17 protein-coding genes and 2 pseudogenes are annotated in these 18,882 nt (G+C 59.9%); all 19 read right to left on the reverse strand.

The annotated features are described in order from the left end of the window. Window positions 1-97 precede the first annotated feature (97 nt). Complete coding sequence (locus tag GH657_RS17370; RefSeq protein ID WP_153102258.1) at window positions 98-592, reverse strand: CvpA family protein; 495 nt, start codon at window positions 590-592, stop codon at window positions 98-100. Window positions 593-599: 7 nt separating this feature from the next. Then, the gene (locus tag GH657_RS17375) at window positions 600-1,538 is read right to left on the reverse strand and encodes an SPOR domain-containing protein (protein WP_153102259.1); all 939 of its coding nucleotides are present in this window, start codon (window positions 1,536-1,538) and stop codon (window positions 600-602) included. A gap of 106 nt (window positions 1,539-1,644) precedes the next feature. After that, on the reverse strand, window positions 1,645-2,994 hold the full coding sequence (gene folC / locus GH657_RS17380) for a bifunctional tetrahydrofolate synthase/dihydrofolate synthase (protein WP_153102260.1): 1,350 nt from the start codon (window positions 2,992-2,994) through the stop codon (window positions 1,645-1,647). After that, window positions 2,994-3,866 (reverse strand): acetyl-CoA carboxylase, carboxyltransferase subunit beta, encoded by an 873-nt coding sequence (gene accD, locus GH657_RS17385; RefSeq protein ID WP_153102261.1) that lies wholly within the window; start codon window positions 3,864-3,866, stop codon window positions 2,994-2,996. The genes folC and accD overlap by 1 nt, the downstream gene beginning before the upstream one ends. 73 nt (window positions 3,867-3,939) lie before the next feature. Next, a complete protein-coding gene (trpA, locus tag GH657_RS17390; protein ID WP_153102262.1) occupies window positions 3,940-4,755 on the reverse strand; it encodes a tryptophan synthase subunit alpha in 816 nt (271 codons plus the stop codon). 70 nt (window positions 4,756-4,825) lie between these two features. Then, entirely contained in the window at window positions 4,826-5,692 is an 867-nt protein-coding gene (locus GH657_RS17395; protein ID WP_153102263.1) for a DNA-methyltransferase, read from the reverse strand. 11 nt (window positions 5,693-5,703) lie between these two features. After that, window positions 5,704-6,897 carry a tryptophan synthase subunit beta gene (gene trpB, locus GH657_RS17400; protein WP_153102264.1) on the reverse strand — a complete coding sequence of 398 codons (1,194 nt, stop codon included), beginning with the start codon at window positions 6,895-6,897 and terminating at the stop codon, window positions 5,704-5,706. 45 nt (window positions 6,898-6,942) lie between these two features. Beyond that, a pseudogene (locus GH657_RS17405) lies at window positions 6,943-7,631 on the reverse strand (phosphoribosylanthranilate isomerase). Beyond that, a complete protein-coding gene (gene truA / locus GH657_RS17410) occupies window positions 7,631-8,443 on the reverse strand; it encodes a tRNA pseudouridine(38-40) synthase TruA (protein ID WP_153102265.1) in 813 nt (270 codons plus the stop codon). The pseudogene GH657_RS17405 and the gene truA overlap by 1 nt, the downstream one beginning before the upstream one ends. After that, entirely contained in the window at window positions 8,443-10,500 is a 2,058-nt protein-coding gene (locus tag GH657_RS17415; protein WP_174770017.1) for a FimV/HubP family polar landmark protein, read from the reverse strand. The genes truA and GH657_RS17415 overlap by 1 nt, the downstream gene beginning before the upstream one ends. 232 nt (window positions 10,501-10,732) lie before the next feature. After that, window positions 10,733-11,854 (reverse strand): aspartate-semialdehyde dehydrogenase, encoded by a 1,122-nt coding sequence (gene asd, locus GH657_RS17420; RefSeq protein ID WP_153102267.1) that lies wholly within the window; start codon window positions 11,852-11,854, stop codon window positions 10,733-10,735. Between the two features lie 336 nt (window positions 11,855-12,190). Next, window positions 12,191-13,258, reverse strand: a complete 1,068-nt coding sequence (gene leuB / locus GH657_RS17425; RefSeq protein WP_153102268.1) for a 3-isopropylmalate dehydrogenase — start codon at window positions 13,256-13,258, stop codon at window positions 12,191-12,193. A gap of 56 nt (window positions 13,259-13,314) precedes the next feature. After that, on the reverse strand, window positions 13,315-13,968 hold the full coding sequence (leuD, locus tag GH657_RS17430) for a 3-isopropylmalate dehydratase small subunit (protein WP_153102269.1): 654 nt from the start codon (window positions 13,966-13,968) through the stop codon (window positions 13,315-13,317). An 82-nt stretch (window positions 13,969-14,050) separates the two neighbouring features. Then, window positions 14,051-14,218: an entericidin A/B family lipoprotein gene (locus GH657_RS17435; RefSeq protein ID WP_425495765.1), complete on the reverse strand. Its 168-nt coding sequence runs from the start codon at window positions 14,216-14,218 to the stop codon at window positions 14,051-14,053. Between the two features lie 6 nt (window positions 14,219-14,224). Then, window positions 14,225-15,634, reverse strand: coding sequence for a 3-isopropylmalate dehydratase large subunit (leuC, locus tag GH657_RS17440; RefSeq protein WP_153102270.1), 1,410 nt, complete (start codon window positions 15,632-15,634; stop codon window positions 14,225-14,227). Between the two features lie 237 nt (window positions 15,635-15,871). Then, window positions 15,872-16,146 (reverse strand): annotated as a pseudogene (locus GH657_RS18585) (Imm8 family immunity protein). 349 nt (window positions 16,147-16,495) lie between these two features. Beyond that, window positions 16,496-17,797 carry a citrate synthase gene (gene gltA / locus GH657_RS17455; RefSeq protein ID WP_153102273.1) on the reverse strand — a complete coding sequence of 434 codons (1,302 nt, stop codon included), beginning with the start codon at window positions 17,795-17,797 and terminating at the stop codon, window positions 16,496-16,498. 90 nt (window positions 17,798-17,887) lie between these two features. After that, window positions 17,888-18,163, reverse strand: coding sequence for an FAD assembly factor SdhE (locus tag GH657_RS17460; RefSeq protein WP_153102274.1), 276 nt, complete (start codon window positions 18,161-18,163; stop codon window positions 17,888-17,890). Between the two features lies 1 nt (window position 18,164). Continuing rightward, a complete protein-coding gene (locus tag GH657_RS17465; protein WP_153102275.1) occupies window positions 18,165-18,869 on the reverse strand; it encodes a succinate dehydrogenase iron-sulfur subunit in 705 nt (234 codons plus the stop codon). Window positions 18,870-18,882: the final 13 nt, after the last annotated feature.

Raw genomic sequence — 18,882 nt, forward strand, 5'->3', positions numbered from 1 at the left:
GGCGAGAAAACAACGCCCGGGCCCGTGGATGTCCTGCACTACGCTGCCGGGCCGAATTTTTCAAAAAGCCCTCCGTCTGGCCTGGCGCCCGCCTCCGCTAGAGGCGGATATACGCGCCGAGGGTTTCAGGTAGCAGCGGTTTCAGTTTATGCACGCCCTGTTCGACATAGGGCCGTAATAGCGCATCGCGCCAGAAGTTTTGCTGCGGCAGCTCGGTCAGGCCCGCAAAGGCAACCAGAAGCAGCACCAGCACCCCCCCTTTCACACAACCAAACATCAAACCCAGCGAACGGTCCACGCCGCTCAAGCCCGTGACCTGCACCAGCCGGCCCAGCAGCGCGTTCGCCACGCCCGCCAGCAGCACAACGCCGATCACAATCAGGGCGAACGCAACCAGCCATTGGGTCGTCTGGCCGCCAGGCCAGGTCGCGGGAATCAGGGGCGCGACGTCAGTGACAAAGCGGCAAGCCAGCAAAAACGCCGCGATCCAGCCAATCAGGCCGAAAACCTCTGAGAGAAACCCTCGCCACGTGCCACGTAACGCCGATAAAACAATGACCGCTATCACAGCGTAGTCGAAGAGCGTCAGCATCGCCGGCTTACGGTGAGGTTTCGTTAGCGGTTTCGTCGTTGCCGCCAGGCGTCAGACCGGCCGAGCGAACTTTGGCAATCACCGCCGACGCCGCCGCGCGATCGGCAAAGGGCCCCGCCCGCAGCAGCGTGCGCATCGTGCCATCCGCCTGCTTGCGCCGCTCGATATAGGCGGGCACTCCGGCGGCCTTGAGCTTCGCCGCCCACTCACGGGCGCGGACTTCATCGGAAAATATGCCGAGCTGCACCGCGAAACGGCTGCCGGGGGGCGATGCCGGTGTGCCCGGATCATTTTGCGGGGCCGCTTTGGCGCTGTTCGATGCGGCTGGAGCCTGGGGTTTGAGCGGCGCGGGCTTCACCGGCGCAGCGGCATGGGCGCTCGCTGTATTGGCGTTGCCTGTGCTGGCGTTGCTACTGCTACTGCTACTGGTGGAAGTTGTGGCGTGAGCCGTATCCGGCGCGCCGGAAGCTTTTGCGCCCGCCTTCGAGGTAGAAGGTGAGGAAGTTCGGGAGCCGGGCGTGGGCGCCTTTGAACCGGCCACCGTGGCCTGGGTTGACGTCTCGGCCTGGTCAGAAGCCCCGATGCGATCCTCGCTGGCGGCTTCGGCCGCTTGCTCTGCCAAAGCGGCCTGGGCTGCCGCCGGACGGCCGGGAATATCAATCGAAATATCTTCGGTGAGGGGCTTGGGGTGGGAATCGAGCACCATCGGCAGGATCACCACCGCGGCCAGCACCAGGGCGATTGCCCCAACCAGACGCCGCCGCGCCCGTTGCTTCTCGGGCAAGGTGGGGTCGAGCAACAGCGCATCGGCTTCGCTGGCCGCGCCAGCGCCGGTGCGGCGGCTACGCCGTTCCAGACGCTCGCCAGATGCGTCGGCCCCTGTACCGGAGCGGTTACCGCGCCGAACAGGCACATCTTCTTTCTTGCCCGAGGAGAAAAGTCCCATGAATGGCTTGATTCGAGGCCGCCGCGCTGAAACCGCCCTAATACACTGCCGTTCAGCGCATTTAAGCGTTCGCAGTTAAGCGTGAGTAACGTTAATTAAGCGTGGGCTAATCTGACTTAATGTGACTGCGTGACTGCGAATGACGGTAGGCCATGACACCGGCTACCGTGTGGAAACTGCCAAAAACGACGATTCTATCATTTTCAGACGCTCGTCTTAAGGCATTCTGAAAGGCCTCGGCCGGAGCGCTAAAAGTCGTAATGCTGCTGTCGGGGTCGCCCCGTTCGGGAATCACGCCGGCCGCATGCAAGGCCGCTTCGAGCTCAGCCGCGCTCGCCGCGCGCGGCGTATCCAGCCCGGTCACGCACCAGTGGTCGATCTCGTCCTTCAGATGCGCGATCACGCCCGCCAGATCCTTGTCGCGCATCGCGCCAAAAACAGCGTAGGTGTACGGAAAAAACCCCATGTTGCCGAGATTTTGCGCCAGCACGGCAGCCGCATGCGGGTTGTGCCCGACGTCCAGCACCACTGACGGTCTGCCAGGCAACACCTGAAAACGTCCGGGCAACTCAACCCGCGCCAGCCCCAGACGAATATCCTGAGCCGACACCGGCAAGCGCTCGCGCAAAGCCTCAAGCCCCGCCAGTGCTGCCGTAGCGTTGAGCAACTGATTGGCGCCGCGCAACGCGGGATAAGCCAGCGCCGAGCGCCGCATGGTCGGGCCGAGATAACTCCATTGCTGGCGCTCGCTGCCCGCCTGGCCCTCGTAGCGGAAATCACGGCCAAACAGCCAAAGCTGCGCGCCGATGCCTTGCGCATAATCGATCAGCGTTTGCGGCGGCAGCGGGTCCGCGCAGATCGCCGGTTTGCCCGCACGGAAAATACCGGCTTTCTCGACAGCGATCAGCTCACGGGTATCGCCCAGGTACTCGGTATGGTCGAGGTCGATGCTGGTGATGATCGCGCAATCGGTATCGAGCAGATTCACGGCATCGAGCCGGCCACCCAGCCCTACTTCGAAGATCACAGCATCCAGCCCACGCGAAGCAAAAAGATGCATGATCGCCAGCGTCGTGAATTCAAAATACGTCAGCGTCACAGGCTCGGAACCCGGCTCGGACAAGCTCAGGCGAGCCGCCTCGACCGCCGCGAAATGTGGCAGCAATTCGTCATCGCTCACCATCTGGCCATTCACGCGGGCACGCTCATTGAATGACAGCAGATGCGGCGAGGTATGACAGCCTACGGTATAGCCTGCCGCCAGCAAGATGGCTTCGAGCACCGCGCAGGTCGAGCCTTTGCCGTTCGTGCCGCCCACGGTGATCACCGGACAGGCGAAGTTCAGTGACAGCGCATCGCGCACGCGCCCGATGCGCGCCAGACCCATGTCGATGCCAACCGGATGCGCTGATTCGAGATGCGTGAGCCACGCGTCAAGGGTGGAAAACACAGGCATCAGGCGATGGCGTCGGCGGGCTGGCGCGTCAGCAGCGCCATCAGTTGCGCAAGTTCGGCCCGTAACTGACGGCGATCCACGATCATGTCGATCGCGCCTTTGGTCAGCAGGAACTCCGAACGCTGGAAGCCTTCAGGCAATTTCTCGCGCACGGTCTGCTCGATCACGCGCGGGCCGGCAAAACCAATCAGCGCTTTCGGCTCGGCGATCACCACGTCGCCAAGAAAAGCAAAACTCGCCGACACGCCGCCCATCGTCGGATCCGTCAGCACCGAAATGAACGGGAGTTTCGCGTCCGACAATTTGGTGAGCATCGCCGTGGTCTTGGCCATTTGCAGCAGCGACAGCAGGCTTTCCTGCATGCGCGCGCCACCCGATGCGGTAAAGCAGATAAACGGCACTTGCTGCTCAAGCGCGTTTTGCGCGCCACGGACAAAACGCTCGCCCACCACCGAGCCCATCGAGCCGCCCATAAACGAGAATTCGAAACAGGCCACCACCACCGGCAGCGTGTGAATCGCGCCACCCATCACCACCATCGCATCGGTTTCGCCGGTGTCTTCGATCGCGTCTTTCAGACGGTCTGGATATTTGCGGCTGTCCTTGAACTTCAGGGCATCCACCGGTAGCACTTCCTGGCCAATTTCATAGCGGCCTTCTGCATCCAGCAGGCCATCGAGCCGCTCACGAGCGCCGATGCGCATGTGATGTTCGCATTTGGGACATACATGCAGATTGGCCTCAACGTCGCTGCGGTACAGCACCGCCTCGCATGCCGGGCATTTGATCCACAAGCCTTCCGGAATACTCTTGCGACTTTTCGGATCGGTTTGCTTGATTTTCGGCGGCAGCAGTTTATCGAGCCAGCTCATAGGGCTTCCCTCAAAAGTCGCCGTCCGGACAGGCAGGGCAGATGCCCTGCCTGTCCGGACGGGAACAGCAAAATTAAGATTGTGATGGAGTCACGCGATCCATCGCCTGGCGCACCTCGGCAATGAACTGCGTCAGTGTGTCTGCCGCGGCTTCTGGCGCCGCGGCTTCAAGCAGTTGCACGATCCGGCTGCCAATCACCACGGCATCGGAGATTTCCGCGACAGCCTGCGCGGTCTGGGCGTCGCGGATGCCAAAACCGACACCCACGGGCAGCCGCACGTGTGCCTTGATCAGCGGGATTTTACCCGCGATGCTCTCTACATCAAGATTTGCCGCGCCCGTCACCCCTGTGAGCGAAACGTAATAGACATAGCCGCTCGCCATTTTGCCGACGGCGGCAATACGTTCAGGGGTCGACGTAGGCGCCAGCAGGAAAATCGGATCGATGCCTGCGGCACGCATGTGCTGCGCGAATCCGGCGGCTTCTTCCGGCGGGTAATCGACCACCAGCACGCCGTCGACGCCCGCCTCGCGCGCGGCCACGGCGAAAGCCTCCGCGCCCATGCGCTCGATCGGGTTGGCATAGCCCATCAGCACCACAGGCGTGCGGTCATCGCGCTGGCGAAAACGCTTCACGTCCGCCAGCACATGGCGCAACGTGATGCCACGCGCCAGCGCCCGCTCTGATGCTTGCTGGATCACCGGTCCATCGGCCATCGGATCGGAAAACGGCACGCCCAGTTCAATGACGTCCGCGCCGCCCGCGGCGAGCGCATGCATGAATTCAACGGTCCGGGCGGGATCGGGGTCGCCTGCCGTCATGAACGGAATCAACCCTTTTTTTCCCTGCGCGGCCAGGGCCGCAAATGTGTTCTCGATACGGGACATAGAATTTTCTCAACATAGTTTTACGTCACGGGAGCCGTCAGCCCTCACGGGATCAAGCAGCAGGCCGCCGCTAGCGGCCACCCGCCGCCATGGCCATCGCCACCGCATTGACGCGTTCACGCGCTATCGCGCAGTAACTTTCATTAATTTCATAGCCGACGAATTCGCGCTGCTGACGGGCACAGGCCACCGCCGTGGTGCCGCTGCCCATGAAGGGATCGAGCACCCGGCCACCAGGCGGACAACTGGCCAGCACCATGCGCTCGACGATCTCCAGCGGCTTTTGCGTGGGGTGGTCTACCCGTTCGGCATGCTGGCGGTGCAAACGCGACACCGACCAGACATCCTTGGGGTTGTAGCCCATCTCCAGCCACTTGCTGCCTTCAAACAACTTGCGCGAACGCGCCTTCTTCGTGACGGCATCGTAGGGAATACGGATCGGATCGAGATCGAAGTAATACGCTTTCGATACCGCAAAAAAACCGATGTTGTCGTGCACCGAGGTATAGCGCCGCGTCGTGCCCCCCATGCTCGGCACGCGCCGGTCCCAGATGATTTCGTTGATCATCGTGAGTTGGGTTTTCAGAAAACTGAAAATTTCCGGCGCGTACTGCCAGGTGCAAAACACATAGAGCGAGCCGCTGGGCTTGAGCTTCGGAATCGCCAACCCCAGCCACAACCGCGTCCACGCGAGAAAATCCTCGCCCGAACGCATGTCGGAATCGTTGCCGTAATCCTTGCCCAGCCCATAAGGCGGGTCGGCCAGGATCAGGTCAATCGAGGCATCCGGCAGATTCGCCACATCAGACAAAAAATCGCGGTTCAAGAGCGTCATGCCTGAAAGGCCTGGAACATCGGACAACGTCGGGCAACCTGGCGCATCTGCGCCAGGAGCCGCTGGCTGCAAGGGATTGGGATTAAACGCGTCGTCGCGCATCGGAGCGTCGTTCAGAGCGTCAGGCCCGATCGCTCGGCCACCGTGTGCATGTCCTTGTCGCCTCGGCCCGACAGGTTGACCAGCAGGTACTGGTCACGTGGCAGCGTCGGCGCGAGTTTGGCGGCATACGCCAGGGCATGGCTGGATTCGAGCGCCGGAATGATGCCTTCGATGCGGCAGCAGTCATGGAACGCCTTGAGCGCTTCCGCATCGGTGATGCAGACGTATTGCGCGCGGCCAGAATCCTTGAGCCACGCATGCTCGGGCCCGACGCCCGGATAATCGAGACCGGCGGACACCGAGTGGGTTTCGATGATCTGGCCGTCAGCATCTTGCAGCAGATACGTGCGGTTGCCATGCAGCACGCCAGGGCTGCCTTGGGTCAGGGAGGCCGCGTGGCGCCCGGTATCGAGGCCGTCGCCTGCGGCTTCCACGCCAATCAGCTGCACGGCCCGATCGTCGAGATACGGGTAAAAGATGCCCATCGCGTTCGAGCCACCGCCGACACAGGCAATCACCGCATCAGGCTGACGTCCCACCATTTCGGGCATTTGCACCTTGCATTCGTCACCGATCACGCGCTGAAAATCGCGCACCATCATCGGGTACGGATGAGGGCCGGCGACGGTGCCAATAATGTAGAAGGTGTTTTCGACGTGCGTGACCCAATCGCGCATGGCTTCGTTGAGCGCGTCCTTGAGCGTGCGCGAGCCGGATTCGACCGGCACGACGGTCGCGCCCAGCAGCTTCATCCGGTAGACGTTGGCCGCCTGCCGCTGCACATCCTCGGCGCCCATGTACACCACGCATTCCATGCCAAAACGCGCGGCAATGGTGGCCGTTGCCACGCCGTGCTGGCCCGCGCCGGTTTCCGCGATCACGCGTGGCTTGCCCATGCGCCGCGCCAGCAATGCCTGGCCGATCACGTTGTTCACCTTGTGCGCGCCGGTGTGATTCAGGTCTTCGCGTTTTAAAAACACTTGCGCGCCGCCCAGCATGTCGCTCCAGCGCCGGGCATGGTAGATGGGCGATGGACGGCCCACAAAATGCTTTAACTCGTAGTGATATTCGGCGATAAAGTCAGGATCGTGCTGATATTTTTCGTAACTGGCACGTAACTCGTCGAGCGCGTGAACCAGCGTTTCAGCCACGAAAACGCCACCATACTGGCCAAAATGGCCGTGCTGATCGGGGAGGTTGTACATAAGAAGCTCATCTCAGTGGGTCAAGCCTCGCGGCTTCACCTGAATTTAATCCGCATCCGCCGCGCGCACCGCGCGCACAAATGCCGCCATCCGGGCGTGATCCTTCACGCCTTTGGCGCCCGGTACCTCGATGCCGCTTGAGACATCGACCGCATACGGACGCACGCGATGAATCGCTTCACTGACGTTCTGTGCGTTCAACCCACCACTCAAAACGGCCCGAGGCGCGAGTTCTGCTGGAATAAGTGACCAATCGAAGACCTTCCCGCCGCCGCCATAGCCTTCGACATGGGTGTCGAACAAAAGACCGCTGGCAGCGGAATAGTTAAGCGCGGATTCTAACAAATCGGTTTGCCGGGTATCGGCTGCAACGCGTAACGCACGCAGCCAGGGCAAACCGGCGAGGCCCGCCAGCGACGCGCATTGCGCCGGCGTCTCGTCGCCGTGGAACTGCAAAAGAGTCAGCGGAACGCTCGACGTCACTTCCTTGAGCCATGCAGGCGTGGCATTCACAAAAAGCCCTACCACGGCAACAAACGGCGGCACGTCGCGCACCAGTTCGCGCGCCCGGGCAAGATCCAGCGCACGCGGGCTGGGGGATAGAACACAAGACCAATAGCGTCAGCGCCCAGTTCGACGGCGCAGGCCACGTCAGCGGGCTGTGACAGGCCGCACAGCTTGATGCGCGTGCGCCGTGGCAACGGGTCGGATGAGGGGGTTTCAGGTGAATTCATCATGAGGATGAGGCAGGGTCGCTCCAGACCGCGCTCCACGGCACGCTCGTCAAGGTGGCCGCCGGAACCGGGAATATTTCAGGATAGCGGACCTGCGCGAGATATAGGCCATCGGGCATGAACGTGGGCGCCGCCAGACGCCGCTCGCGGCTCTCCAGCACCTCGGCCAGCCATTCAACGGGATAGCGTCCGCGCCCCACCGCGATGAGGCAACCCATCAGGTTGCGCACCATGTGATGCAGGAACGCATTCGCGCGAAAACGAAAATGAATGAAATTGCCGTGTTGCCGGATATCGATCTGGTGCACATGCTTGAGCGGGGTTTTCGCCTGACATTGGGACGAGCGAAACGCCGAAAAATCATGCGTTCCAATCAGGCAGGCGGCGGCTTGCCGCATCGCATCGAGTTCGAGCGGCGTATGCACCCAGCCAGCCTGCCCCGCAAGCATCGCGGAGCGCACCGGGCTGACATGCAGCACATAGAAATACGTGCGCTCAAAGGCGGAAAAACGCGCGTGAAAGGGCTCAGGCATGGGCCTCGCCCATTGCACGGCAATGGCTTGCGGCAAGAACGCATTCGTGCCACGCACCCAGGAGAATTCCGTGCGCTCCAGCTCAGTGTCGAGGTGAACCACTTGCCCAAGACCATGCACGCCGGTGTCGGTGCGGCCCGCCACGACTGTTTTCAAGGGCATTTGCGCAAACGTGGACAACGCGCGTTCCAGCTCGTCTTGCACCGTGCCGCCCTCGCGCTGCGATTGCCAGCCGCGAAACGGCCGGCCATCGTACTGAACCCCGAGCGCAAGCCGCATCACGCGTGGGGCTCGAGCGTCGCCAGCAACGCATAGGCGTCTTCGCGCGTGGGCGCGTCGTTCGCTTCGATCACTTCGTACACCAGCGCCCGCGCGCCCGCCAAGTCGCCCAGTTCGATGTATTCAACTGCCAGATCAAGCTTGTTGCGGGCGATTTTTCCTAAATCTTCTGCGGTGAAGGCAGGCAAGGCATCGACTGGATCGGAAGGCAATTCGAGATCGAAATCGAGATTCAGCACGCCAAAACGCGCGGCACCGAGGCCCGTGATGGCGCCGGAAGCTGGCGCTTCAGAGGCCGATTCGGCGGGCTGGGCACGGGGTGGCAACGGCATGTCGAGGCTGTCCAGCGCTTCAAGCGCCGCCAGCGGGAAACCCATCGGGGGCGTTGCAGCCGGTGCGGTTTGCGTTACGGGACCGGCGGGCTCGGTGGCAGCAGTGGCATCGGTTGGGCCGGCTTCGGAGGCCGCGCTTTGTTCTGCGTTTGCATCAACCTCTTGCGCTTGTGCCAAGGGTACCAGGGGCACAGATGGCGTATGGACGGCTTCAGCGACGACGGGCCCGGGTTGTTCGATAGCCTCTTGAGCCGCCTCGAATCCCTGGGTGGCGGGGGCGTTAAAGGCTTCGGGGGCAGCGGATTCCGCATTCGGCTCGAAGTCCGCCGATATGCCTTCCAGCGACAGGCTGGCATGCGTTTCCATATTTGCCCGTGGATCGGGGGTGAAGTCCATCTCTGTCGACGTAGTGGCCGTAGTGGCTCCCGCGGCATGAGGCCCGGCGCCTGACGGACCCTCCGCTGCCTCCGTCCCGCTTGCCTCATCGGACGGTACGGTCTGCCTTGCCACCGCTGCACCGGCCAGCACAGCAGACGTGCCCGAAGCCGCCTCATTCCATTTCGGCGCATCGTGCTGAGCGTCGTCCATGACTGGCTGCCCGGCTGCTGCCCGTTTACGCCGCCGGCGCAGCAGCAGGATCAGCAGCAGTAAAACGACCAGCAGGCCCACCACGCCGCCGATCAATGCGGTGTGGTGATGCCTTCTCGGGATGCCAGCCCGGTCCAGCATCCGGTGGGCCACCGTAGCCGCGGTCGCACTCGTCGCACTCGTCGCACTCGTCACCGCCCGTGCCGGAGCGGCCTGGGCAAGCGCGGGGGCGGCAGGCGGCTTCGCGCCGATGCCGTGCTTGTGCAACTCCATCAACACGCGATTTTTTATCTCCAGCAACTGCTGCAGGCTCGAAACCTTCGGCTGCACGGGCTTGTCCGCAGGAACGCCGGAAACGGCTGGAGCTGAAGCTGGAGCTGGAGCTGAGGAAGCGGCTGGAGCCGCGACAACGGGTGCCGCCACCGGTGCGGGAGCAGCCGCTGCGCTTGCGGCTAGCTCGTCCTTTAGTGGGCGGACAGCGCCGCTCCAGACATGGGCACTAGCACCAGGCTGGACGTTTGGGGTTGACAAGGCGGGCTGGGGAGAACGCGCTATAGAGGCAGAGGCAGCCGCTGGTTGCGAGGCGGCGGCCTTCGCCGCTGCGGCAAAAGCCGCCACAGGTGTCGAAGCCGCTGGAGGCCACACCAGCTCCGGTGTTGCCATGCCGCTGCTTGCGGCGCTCGTCGGGCTCGCTAGCACGGTGTTTGCAGTACGTGCCGTGCTTGCGGCCCTTACCGCTGACGCAGCACCAGGAGGGCGCATCGCCGTCTGAGCTACCACCGGTGCGCCAACCGTCAGATGAGGCTTCGTTGCAGCAGCAGCCTCTGCTTTTTTCCCGCTCGCCGCGGCAATCGTCCTGCCCGCTGCATCGAGCGCGGGCACGTTCAGCACCGCGCCAATCTTCACGCGATTCAGATCGCCCTTCATGAAGGCTTTCGGATTAGCCTCGAATAACGCTCGGGACGCTCGCAACAACACTGCTGGATCACTCGACTGGGTCACGAGCGCGGCCACATCATTGAGCGATTCGCCTTCGCCAATCGTGTAATGCGTCACGCGCTCACGAACGTCAGGAGCAGAAGCGCTTGCCGCCTGCGCCACATCAGGCTGAGCCCATGCGGCACCCGTTCCAGCCATTAAACAGGCTGTCAAAAATGCAGCGGATAACCGGCAGACACGACGCCCGGAAGTGAATGGAATAAAAATGGGTCGAACAATCATCGAAATCCTTGGCGCGTCAGCGCGCAGCTCTCGTTTGCAATGGAATTTGGGGAGACAGGATTATCGAACACATAAAAAAAGCGCCGCTCAATAAGCGACGCTTTTGGTTCTCTACTCTATGCGCCGTACCGTAACCGCGCAGTTTACTTTACTTATCCAATAAAATGCGCAGCATCCGACGCAGCGGCTCGGCCGCGCCCCATAAGAGCTGGTCGCCCACCGTGAAGGCCGACAGATACTCGCCGCCCATCGCCAGCTTGCGCACCCGCCCAACCGGCACCGTGAGCGTACCGGTCACCACCGCGGGCGACAGCTCGCGCAAGGTAGCCTCGCGTTCGTTCGGCACGACTTTGACCCAATCGTTAGCGGACGCAAGGATGCTGTTGACTTCGTCAAGCGGCACGTCTTTTTTGAGCTTGATGGTCAATGCCTGCGAATGGCAACGCATCGCGCCAATGCGCACGCATAGGCCATCGACGGGGATCGAGCCCGGCTCGCCCATGGCGGGCTTGCCCAGAATCTTGTTGGTTTCCGCCCCGCCTTTCCATTCTTCTTTCGAGGTGCCGTTACCCAGATCCTTGTCGATCCAGGGAATCAGCGAGCCCGCCAGCGGCACGCCAAAGTGATCGACGGGCATGCGCTCGCTGTTCATGGCGGCCAGCACGCGGCGATCGATATCGAGAATGGCCGAGGAAGGATCGGCCAGATCTTCTTTCGCCGCGCCATACAGCGTGCTCATTTGCTGCAGCAACTCACGCATGTTCTGCGCGCCCGCGCCCGAGGCGGCCTGATAAGTCATCGCGGTAATCCAGTCCACGAGGTTCTCGCGGAACAGACCGCCCAGCGCCATCAGCATCAGGCTGACGGTGCAGTTGCCACCGATGAAATTTTTCTGCCCTTTAAGCAGCGCGTTTTTGATGACGTCGTGATTAACCGGGTCAAGAATGATGATGGCATCGTCCTGCATACGCAGCGCTGACGCCGCGTCGATCCAGTAGCCGTTCCAGCCCGCCGCGCGCAATTGCGGAAACACCGCGCTAGTGTAATCACCGCCCTGGCACGAAATAATGGCATCGCACTTTTTCAGCGCGTCGATGCTCATCGCATCCTTGAGCCTGGTCTCGTTTTTGGCGAATGCGGGGGCCTCGCCACCTGTATTGCTGGTGCTGAAAAACACCGGTTCGATCAGATCGAAATCACCTTCCTGCTGCATGCGCTGCATCAGGACGCTGCCGACCATACCGCGCCAACCCACGAGACCTACGTTCATGACTTCATACCCTTCGAGTGGAAACTCTTCCCCGCTACTTTGTCCGGCGTGGCCGCGCGGGGAAGACAGGCGGGCACGATGGACGATCAGCGCGTGATCGTTTTCGGGGTAATCGTTTTGCTGGAGATTACGAAAATAACGGATTGGGCGAGCTCAGTGGCACGGGCAACTTGGCCGTGAACACCGGAAACCAGAGAAATAAAAACCATTTTCGCCATTGCTTTTCGCCGTTGCGGCAGTTTACACGAAAACCCGATTTAAACGATTTATCCCGTTAAATCTGGGTGAATTGTCTGCTTTTAGGTGCAATTCCCCAGATCAAACCAGAGCGGCCCGTTACAGCGCCGCGACGACGGCGTCACCCATCGCCACTGTGCCGACTTGCTGGCAACCCGGCGTCAGGATGTCGCCCGTGCGGTAACCCTGCTCCAGCACCTTTTGCACTGCTTGCTCGATGCGCTGCGCCTGTTCCGGACGATTCAGCGAATAACGCAGCATCATCGCAGCCGACAGGATGGTGGCAAGCGGATTGGCCACACCCTTGCCCGCGATATCGGGTGCGGAACCATGCGAAGGCTCGTACAGGCCCTTGTTGTTGCGGTCCAGCGAGGCCGACGGCAGCATGCCAATCGAGCCCGTCAACATCGCGGCTTCGTCCGACAAGATATCGCCGAACATATTGCCCGTGACGATCACATCGAATGATTTTGGCGCCTTGACCAGTTGCATCGCGGCGTTATCGACATACATGTGCGACAGCTCGACATCCGGATACGCTTTGGCGACGTCGATCATCACGTCCCGCCAGAATTGCGAAGTTTCGAGCACGTTCGCCTTGTCGACCGAGGTCAGTTTTTTGTCCCGCTTTTGCGCCGCCTGAAACGCGACATGTGCAATGCGGCGCACTTCGGGCTCCGCATAACGCATCGTGTCAAAGCCTTCCTTCTCGCCCTGAAACAGGCCATCCGGCGCTTCGCGCACGCCGCGCGGCGCGCCGAAATAGATATCGCCGTTCAGCTCGCGCACGATCAGGATGTCGAGCCCCGAGACGATCTCGGCTTTGAGCGACGAAGCGCCCGTGAGTTGGGGATAGCAGATGGCCGGACGCAGGTTGGCGAACAGCTGCAAATGGCGACGCAAGCCCAGAATGGCCTGCTCCGGGCGCAACGCCCGTTCCAGAGAATCGTATTTCCAGTCGCCCACTGCGCCAAAAAGGATCGCATCAGCGCTTTGGGCCAGCGCCAGCGTGGCGTCAGGCAACGGATGCCCGCTGGCCTCATATCCCGCGCCACCGACCGGCGCCTGTTCGAGTTCAAACTTTTCGTCGAGGGCGTTCAGCACCTTGACGGCTTCGTTGATGATTTCTGGACCGATGCCGTCACCCGGCAACACTGCGATCTTCATGCGAGATTCCCTGGAAAAATTGTCTGAATGCCTGAGCGCCAGGCTTAATTGATGCTTTAGCCGACGAGGCGACGGTCAAGCCAAGGCTGCTTGATCAGCCGCTCGGCCTCGAACTGGCGAATCTTGTCAGCGTGACGCAATGTCAAACCAATATCATCGAACCCGTTCAACAGGCAGTATTTTCTGAATGCCGCGACTTCAAACGGGTATTCAGCACTGCCGCTGGTGGTACGCACCACTTGGGCTTCGAGATCGATGGTCAGTTGATAACCATTGAACGCGCTGGTTTCGTTGAACAGATGATCGACTTGCTGCTCGCTCAACACGATGGGCAACAGGCCGTTCTTGAAACAGTTGTTGTAGAAAATATCGGCGAAACTGGGCGCGATCAACGCGCGAAACCCATATTGCTGCAACGCCCATGGCGCATGCTCGCGCGAGCTGCCGCAACCGAAGTTTTTGCGCGCCAGCAGTACGGAGGCACCCTGATAACGGGGCTGGTTCAGAACGAAATCGGGATTGAGTGGCCGCTTCGAGTTGTCCTGGCCGGGTTCGCCGTGATCGAGATAACGCCATTCGTCGAAGGCGTTAGGGCCGAAACCCGTGCGTTTGATCGACTTCAGAAACTGCTTCGGAATGATCGCATCCGTATCGACGTTTTCACGATCGAGCGGAGCGACGATGCCCGTGTGTACGATGAATTTATCCATGACGTGGAGTGCCTGTTCAAAGCGAGTTGCAGCCTGTTGCGAAAGCGCGAACCCGCAAAAAGATAAGCTGCAAATGAGCGGATTAATCTGCCGTATTACTGATCGAGTTACCGAGATGCTGCAGGTCCTGGCCGATGCCATGCACCGTGTGGCAACCGGCCAGGCCCGCCAGCGCCAATGCCAGTGTCACCACGGCCAAAGCGCGCGGCCCGGTACGGCGCAGCAATGTCAAACCATCGAAGTTCATCATGGCGGCTTACCCAAGTTTGCGAATATCGACGAAATGCCCTTCAATCGCGGCGGCGGCGGCCATGGCAGGGCTCACGAGATGGGTCCGGCCACCGGCGCCCTGACGCCCTTCGAAATTGCGGTTTGACGTGGAAGCGCAACGCTCGCCGGGCTCGAGCCGGTCCGCATTCATCGCCAGACACATCGAACATCCCGGCTCACGCCATTCGAACCCGGCATCGGTAAAAATTTTATCGAGCCCTTCGCGCTCGGCCTGCGCCTTGACGAGGCCCGAGCCTGGCACCACCAGCGCCAGCTGGATATTCGGCGCGAGCTTGCGGCCCAACTTTTTCACGACATAGGCCGCCGCGCGCAAATCTTCGATGCGCGCATTCGTGCATGAGCCAATAAAAATCTTGTCGAGCTGAATGGATTCGATCGGCACGTTCGGCGAGAGCGCCATGTACTGCAAGGCGCGCTCCATCGCATTGCGCTTGACCGCGTCTTTCTCGCGCTCTGGATCAGGCACGCGGCCATCAATTGAAGCCACCATTTCGGGCGATGTACCCCATGTGACCTGCGGCACGATATCCGCGGCATCGAGTTCGACCACGCGATCGAACGTGGCACCCGCATCTGACTTGAACTGCTTCCAGTATTCGACGGCATGCTGCCATTCAACCCCTTCGGGCGAGAAGGGCCGGTCTTTCAGATAGTTGAGGGTGGTTTCGTCAACCGCGACCATCCCGGCGCGGGCGCCGGCTTCGATCGCCATGTTGCACACCGTCATCCGGCCTTCCATGCTCAGCGCGCGAATGGTCGAGCCGCCGAACTCGATGGCATAGCCCGTGCCGCCCGCGGTGCCGATCTTGCCGATAATGGCCAGCACGATGTCTTTTGCGGTGCAGCCACGAGGCAACAGCCCTTCGACCTGCACCAGCATGTTTTTGCTCTTTTTTTGCAGCAGCGTTTGCGTGGCCAGCACATGCTCGACTTCCGAGGTCCCGATGCCATGCGCCAATGCGCCAAATGCGCCGTGCGTGGAAGTATGGGAATCGCCACAGACAATCGTCATGCCAGGCAGCGTCGCGCCCTGCTCCGGCCCGATGATGTGGACGATGCCCTGGCGCCTGTCGTTCATCTTGAACTGCGTGATACCGAACGCGTCGCAATTGGCATCGAGCGTATCGACCTGCAGTTTGGAGACGGCGTCAGCAATACCGTGGCTGCGGTCGGTGGTGGGGACATTGTGATCGGACACCGCGAGATTCGCGCTGATGCGCCAGACCGGGCGCCCTGCCAGCCGCAGGCCTTCGAACGCCTGCGGGCTGGTGACTTCATGCAGCAAATGACGGTCGATATACAGCAGCGTGGTGCCATCTTCTTCTGTGTGGACCACGTGGGAATCCCACAATTTGTCGTAGAGCGTTTGGGCCATGGTATGCAGGGGAGCAAGAAAAGTAGTTACCACTACGGGCAATTTGTATGCAGGCGATTATGCCATGCGAGTGCTTTCCTTGCGCATCAAAAACAGGAAAAACCGATAAAAAACAGGGAGTTGGGTGGTAGTTTCAATACCTGTACCGGGATTACCCGGGAAGGGACATGCTGTGATATTCGCCGTATTTTCCGCTTGAGATCATGAGGAAAAATTATTTTAAATATTTTTATCGCCTCATTCTTTATAATCAGAGAACTCCCAAAATGCAAAACGGTTGATTTTTTCGGCAATGGTGGCCCAGTCATCGCCTGTGCATGATCCAACCTTCTCCTTGATTATCAGCATGATTTTTCCCAGTTATATTCAAAAACAATCAACATTCCAGAACCAAAAACAGCGAGTTTCCAGTATTCGTTTTGCCGCAGCCACTCTGGCGTGCAAATAGTTAACTGGAACATATCCGAGCCAAGACTATCTTCCATTCCTATAAATAGCGTTACGGCAAACATGAAGCATTTTTCATCTTCCGGAACATAATCTTAGAGATCAACATCTATATCAGTTGAATTTACTTTCCCTTTAATTACCGCCTTCATCGCAAAACTCCTATGGCAATATATTTAAATGGCCATTGTTTAAATATATTCCTTTAGGCTCATAGCTCGATTCCCATACTGTCCATTCCTGACTACCCAGATGGCCCATTAACAATCCGCTGTGATTTAATCAATCTCCATCAACCCAATACGCCAGACGGCAAAGCGCCCCAGCCATTAAACCCGGCTGGGGCGCTTTGAAATTTGAAACCTGAAAGTTATGGGCCCCACTGGGCCTGGCACCTGAGCCTGACTAACGATCCTAGCGTTGCGCCAGTGGCTTGGCTTTGCGTGGTGTCTCGCCAATAAACAACTGACGTGGACGGCCAATTTTTTGCTCGGGGTCCGCGATCATCTCGTTCCACTGCGCAATCCAGCCCACCGTGCGGGCCATTGCAAAAATGCAGGTGAACATTGAAGTCGGAATACCCAATGCGCGCTGCACGATGCCCGAGTAAAAATCAACGTTCGGATACAGCTTGCGCGAGACAAAATATTCGTCTTCCAGCGCGATTTTTTCGAGTGCCATCGCCAGCTTGAACAGCGGATCGTCATGCAGACCCAGCTCCTCCAGCACTTCGTGGCAAGTTTCACGCATCAGCTTGGCGCGCGGATCGTAGTTCTTGTACACGCGATGGCCAAAGCCCATCAGCTTCACACCGGAGTTCTTGTCCTTCACCTGCTTGATGAACTCAGGAATGTGATCGACCGTGCCGATTTCTTCCAGCATGTTCAACGCCGCTTCGTTCGCGCCGCCATGGGCCGGACCCCACAAACACGCAATCCCTGCTGCGATACAGGCAAACGGATTAGCCCCCGATGAACCGGCCAGGCGAACCGTCGACGTCGACGCATTTTGCTCATGATCGGCATGCAGGATCAGGATGCGATCCAGCGCGCGCACCAGCACGTCGTTGATCTTGTACTCTTCGCACGGATTCGAGAACATCATGTGCATGAAGTTCGCGCTGTACGACAGGTTGTTCTTCGGATAAGCAAACGGCTGGCCGGTGCTGTACTTGTAGGCCATCGCCACCAGCGTCGGCAGCTTGGCGATCATGCGGATGGCCGAGACATCGCGGTGACGCGGGTTATTGATATCGAGCGAATCGTGATAAAACGCCGACAGCGCGCCCACAGCCGCCACCAGAATCGCCATCGGATGCGCGTCGCGGCGGAAACCCCGGAAGAAGAAATGCATCTGCTCATGCACCATCGTGTGCTTCGTGACGGTGTCGACGAATTCTTTTTTCTGCGCCTGAGTGGGCAGCTCGCCCTTCAGCAGCAAATAACAGGTCTCAAGAAAATCGGCGTTTTGTGCGAGGTCATCGATCGGGTAACCGCGATACAGCAACTCGCCCTTATCGCCATCAATATAGGTAATCGCGGAATTACACGCCGCCGTCGACATGAAGCCCGGATCGTAAGTGAACTTGCCAGTCTGGCCGTACAACTTGCGGATGTCGATGACATCCGGACCCAGCGTGCCCTTGTAGATCGGCATTTCAACGCTCGGCGAATTGTCGCTGAACGATAGTGTGGCTTTAACATCTGACGGGGTCATAGCACATCCTCAATCGAAGTAGGAACACAGGGTTTCGATAATCCACACGCCTCAAGCGACGAACCTGGACTGGCCATGCCAGCATGGGTGTCAAACGGCCCGCAGCAGCGCCAGTACCCGCGAAACATCCGCGTTGCCCGCTAGCGCGTCTTGCGGCTCAGTGCGCGCAAGCAGCAAATCCATCAGGTCGTTATCACTCAGGTCGAGCAAGTGCGTGAGTGCACCAACATCGGCATCGCTGAGGTCATGTTCATATCGGCTGAAAAAACGCTCGAAAATCAGATCGTTTTCCAGCAAGCCACGTCGCGCACGCCAGCGAAGGCGCGCGCGGCGAAGAGGGTCGGACTGATGCGTAGCAGAGCCCATATCAGACCGCGCGTCGAACCATCAATTCCTTGATTTTGCCGATGGCCTTGGTCGGATTGAGACCCTTCGGGCACACTTCGACACAGTTCATGATGGTGTGGCAACGGAACAGGCGGTAAGGGTCTTCGAGGTTATCAAGGCGCTCGCCCGTTGCCTCATCGCGGCTATCCGCGATAAAGCGGTATGCCTGCAGCAAGCCTGCCGGGCCGACAAACTTGTCCGGGTTCCACCAGAAGCTCGGGCAAGAGGTCGAGCAGCTCGCGCACAAAATACATTCGTACAGGCCATCAAGCTCGTCGCGCTCTTCAGGGGACTGCAAACGCTCTTTTTCAGGGGGCGGCGTGTCGTTGATCAGATACGGCTTGATCGAGTGGTACTGGTTGAAGAACTGCGTGAAATCGCAGATCAGATCGCGCACCACCGGCAAGCCCGGCAACGGACGCAGCACGATCTTGTGCGGCAGGTCGTTGAGGTTGGTCAGACAGGCCAGACCATTCTTGCCGTTAATGTTCATCGCGTCCGAGCCGCATACGCCTTCGCGGCATGAACGGCGGAACGACAGGGTTTCGTCGATCGCTTTCAGTTTGACAATCGCATCAAGCAGCATGCGTTCGTGCGAATCGAGGTCGATCTCATACGTTTGCATGCGCGGCGCTGCGTCCTTGTCCGGATCGTAGCGGTAAATTTCAAAAATTCGCTTGGCCATTTTTCAGTCCTTT

Source organism: Paraburkholderia hayleyella (assembly GCF_009455685.1).
Lineage (GTDB): Bacteria > Pseudomonadota > Gammaproteobacteria > Burkholderiales > Burkholderiaceae > Paraburkholderia > Paraburkholderia hayleyella.

What these genes read in the sequence shown, in the direction of transcription:
- GH657_RS17370 (WP_153102258.1), bottom strand. Translation starts at nt 592, where the DNA reads ATGCTGACGCTCTTCGACTACGCTGTGATAGCGGTCATTGTTTTATCG.
- GH657_RS17375 (WP_153102259.1), bottom strand. Translation starts at nt 1,538, where the DNA reads ATGGGACTTTTCTCCTCGGGCAAGAAAGAAGATGTGCCTGTTCGGCGC.
- folC (WP_153102260.1), bottom strand. Translation starts at nt 2,994, where the DNA reads ATGCCTGTGTTTTCCACCCTTGACGCGTGGCTCACGCATCTCGAATCA.
- accD (WP_153102261.1), bottom strand. Translation starts at nt 3,866, where the DNA reads ATGAGCTGGCTCGATAAACTGCTGCCGCCGAAAATCAAGCAAACCGAT.
- trpA (WP_153102262.1), bottom strand. Translation starts at nt 4,755, where the DNA reads ATGTCCCGTATCGAGAACACATTTGCGGCCCTGGCCGCGCAGGGAAAA.
- GH657_RS17395 (WP_153102263.1), bottom strand. Translation starts at nt 5,692, where the DNA reads ATGCGCGACGACGCGTTTAATCCCAATCCCTTGCAGCCAGCGGCTCCT.
- trpB (WP_153102264.1), bottom strand. Translation starts at nt 6,897, where the DNA reads ATGTACAACCTCCCCGATCAGCACGGCCATTTTGGCCAGTATGGTGGC.
- truA (WP_153102265.1), bottom strand. Translation starts at nt 8,443, where the DNA reads ATGCGGCTTGCGCTCGGGGTTCAGTACGATGGCCGGCCGTTTCGCGGC.
- GH657_RS17415 (WP_174770017.1), bottom strand. Translation starts at nt 10,500, where the DNA reads ATGGCTGGAACGGGTGCCGCATGGGCTCAGCCTGATGTGGCGCAGGCG.
- asd (WP_153102267.1), bottom strand. Translation starts at nt 11,854, where the DNA reads ATGAACGTAGGTCTCGTGGGTTGGCGCGGTATGGTCGGCAGCGTCCTG.
- leuB (WP_153102268.1), bottom strand. Translation starts at nt 13,258, where the DNA reads ATGAAGATCGCAGTGTTGCCGGGTGACGGCATCGGTCCAGAAATCATC.
- leuD (WP_153102269.1), bottom strand. Translation starts at nt 13,968, where the DNA reads ATGGATAAATTCATCGTACACACGGGCATCGTCGCTCCGCTCGATCGT.
- GH657_RS17435 (WP_425495765.1), bottom strand. Translation starts at nt 14,218, where the DNA reads ATGATGAACTTCGATGGTTTGACATTGCTGCGCCGTACCGGGCCGCGC.
- leuC (WP_153102270.1), bottom strand. Translation starts at nt 15,634, where the DNA reads ATGGCCCAAACGCTCTACGACAAATTGTGGGATTCCCACGTGGTCCAC.
- gltA (WP_153102273.1), bottom strand. Translation starts at nt 17,797, where the DNA reads ATGACCCCGTCAGATGTTAAAGCCACACTATCGTTCAGCGACAATTCG.
- GH657_RS17460 (WP_153102274.1), bottom strand. Translation starts at nt 18,163, where the DNA reads ATGGGCTCTGCTACGCATCAGTCCGACCCTCTTCGCCGCGCGCGCCTT.
- GH657_RS17465 (WP_153102275.1), bottom strand. Translation starts at nt 18,869, where the DNA reads ATGGCCAAGCGAATTTTTGAAATTTACCGCTACGATCCGGACAAGGAC.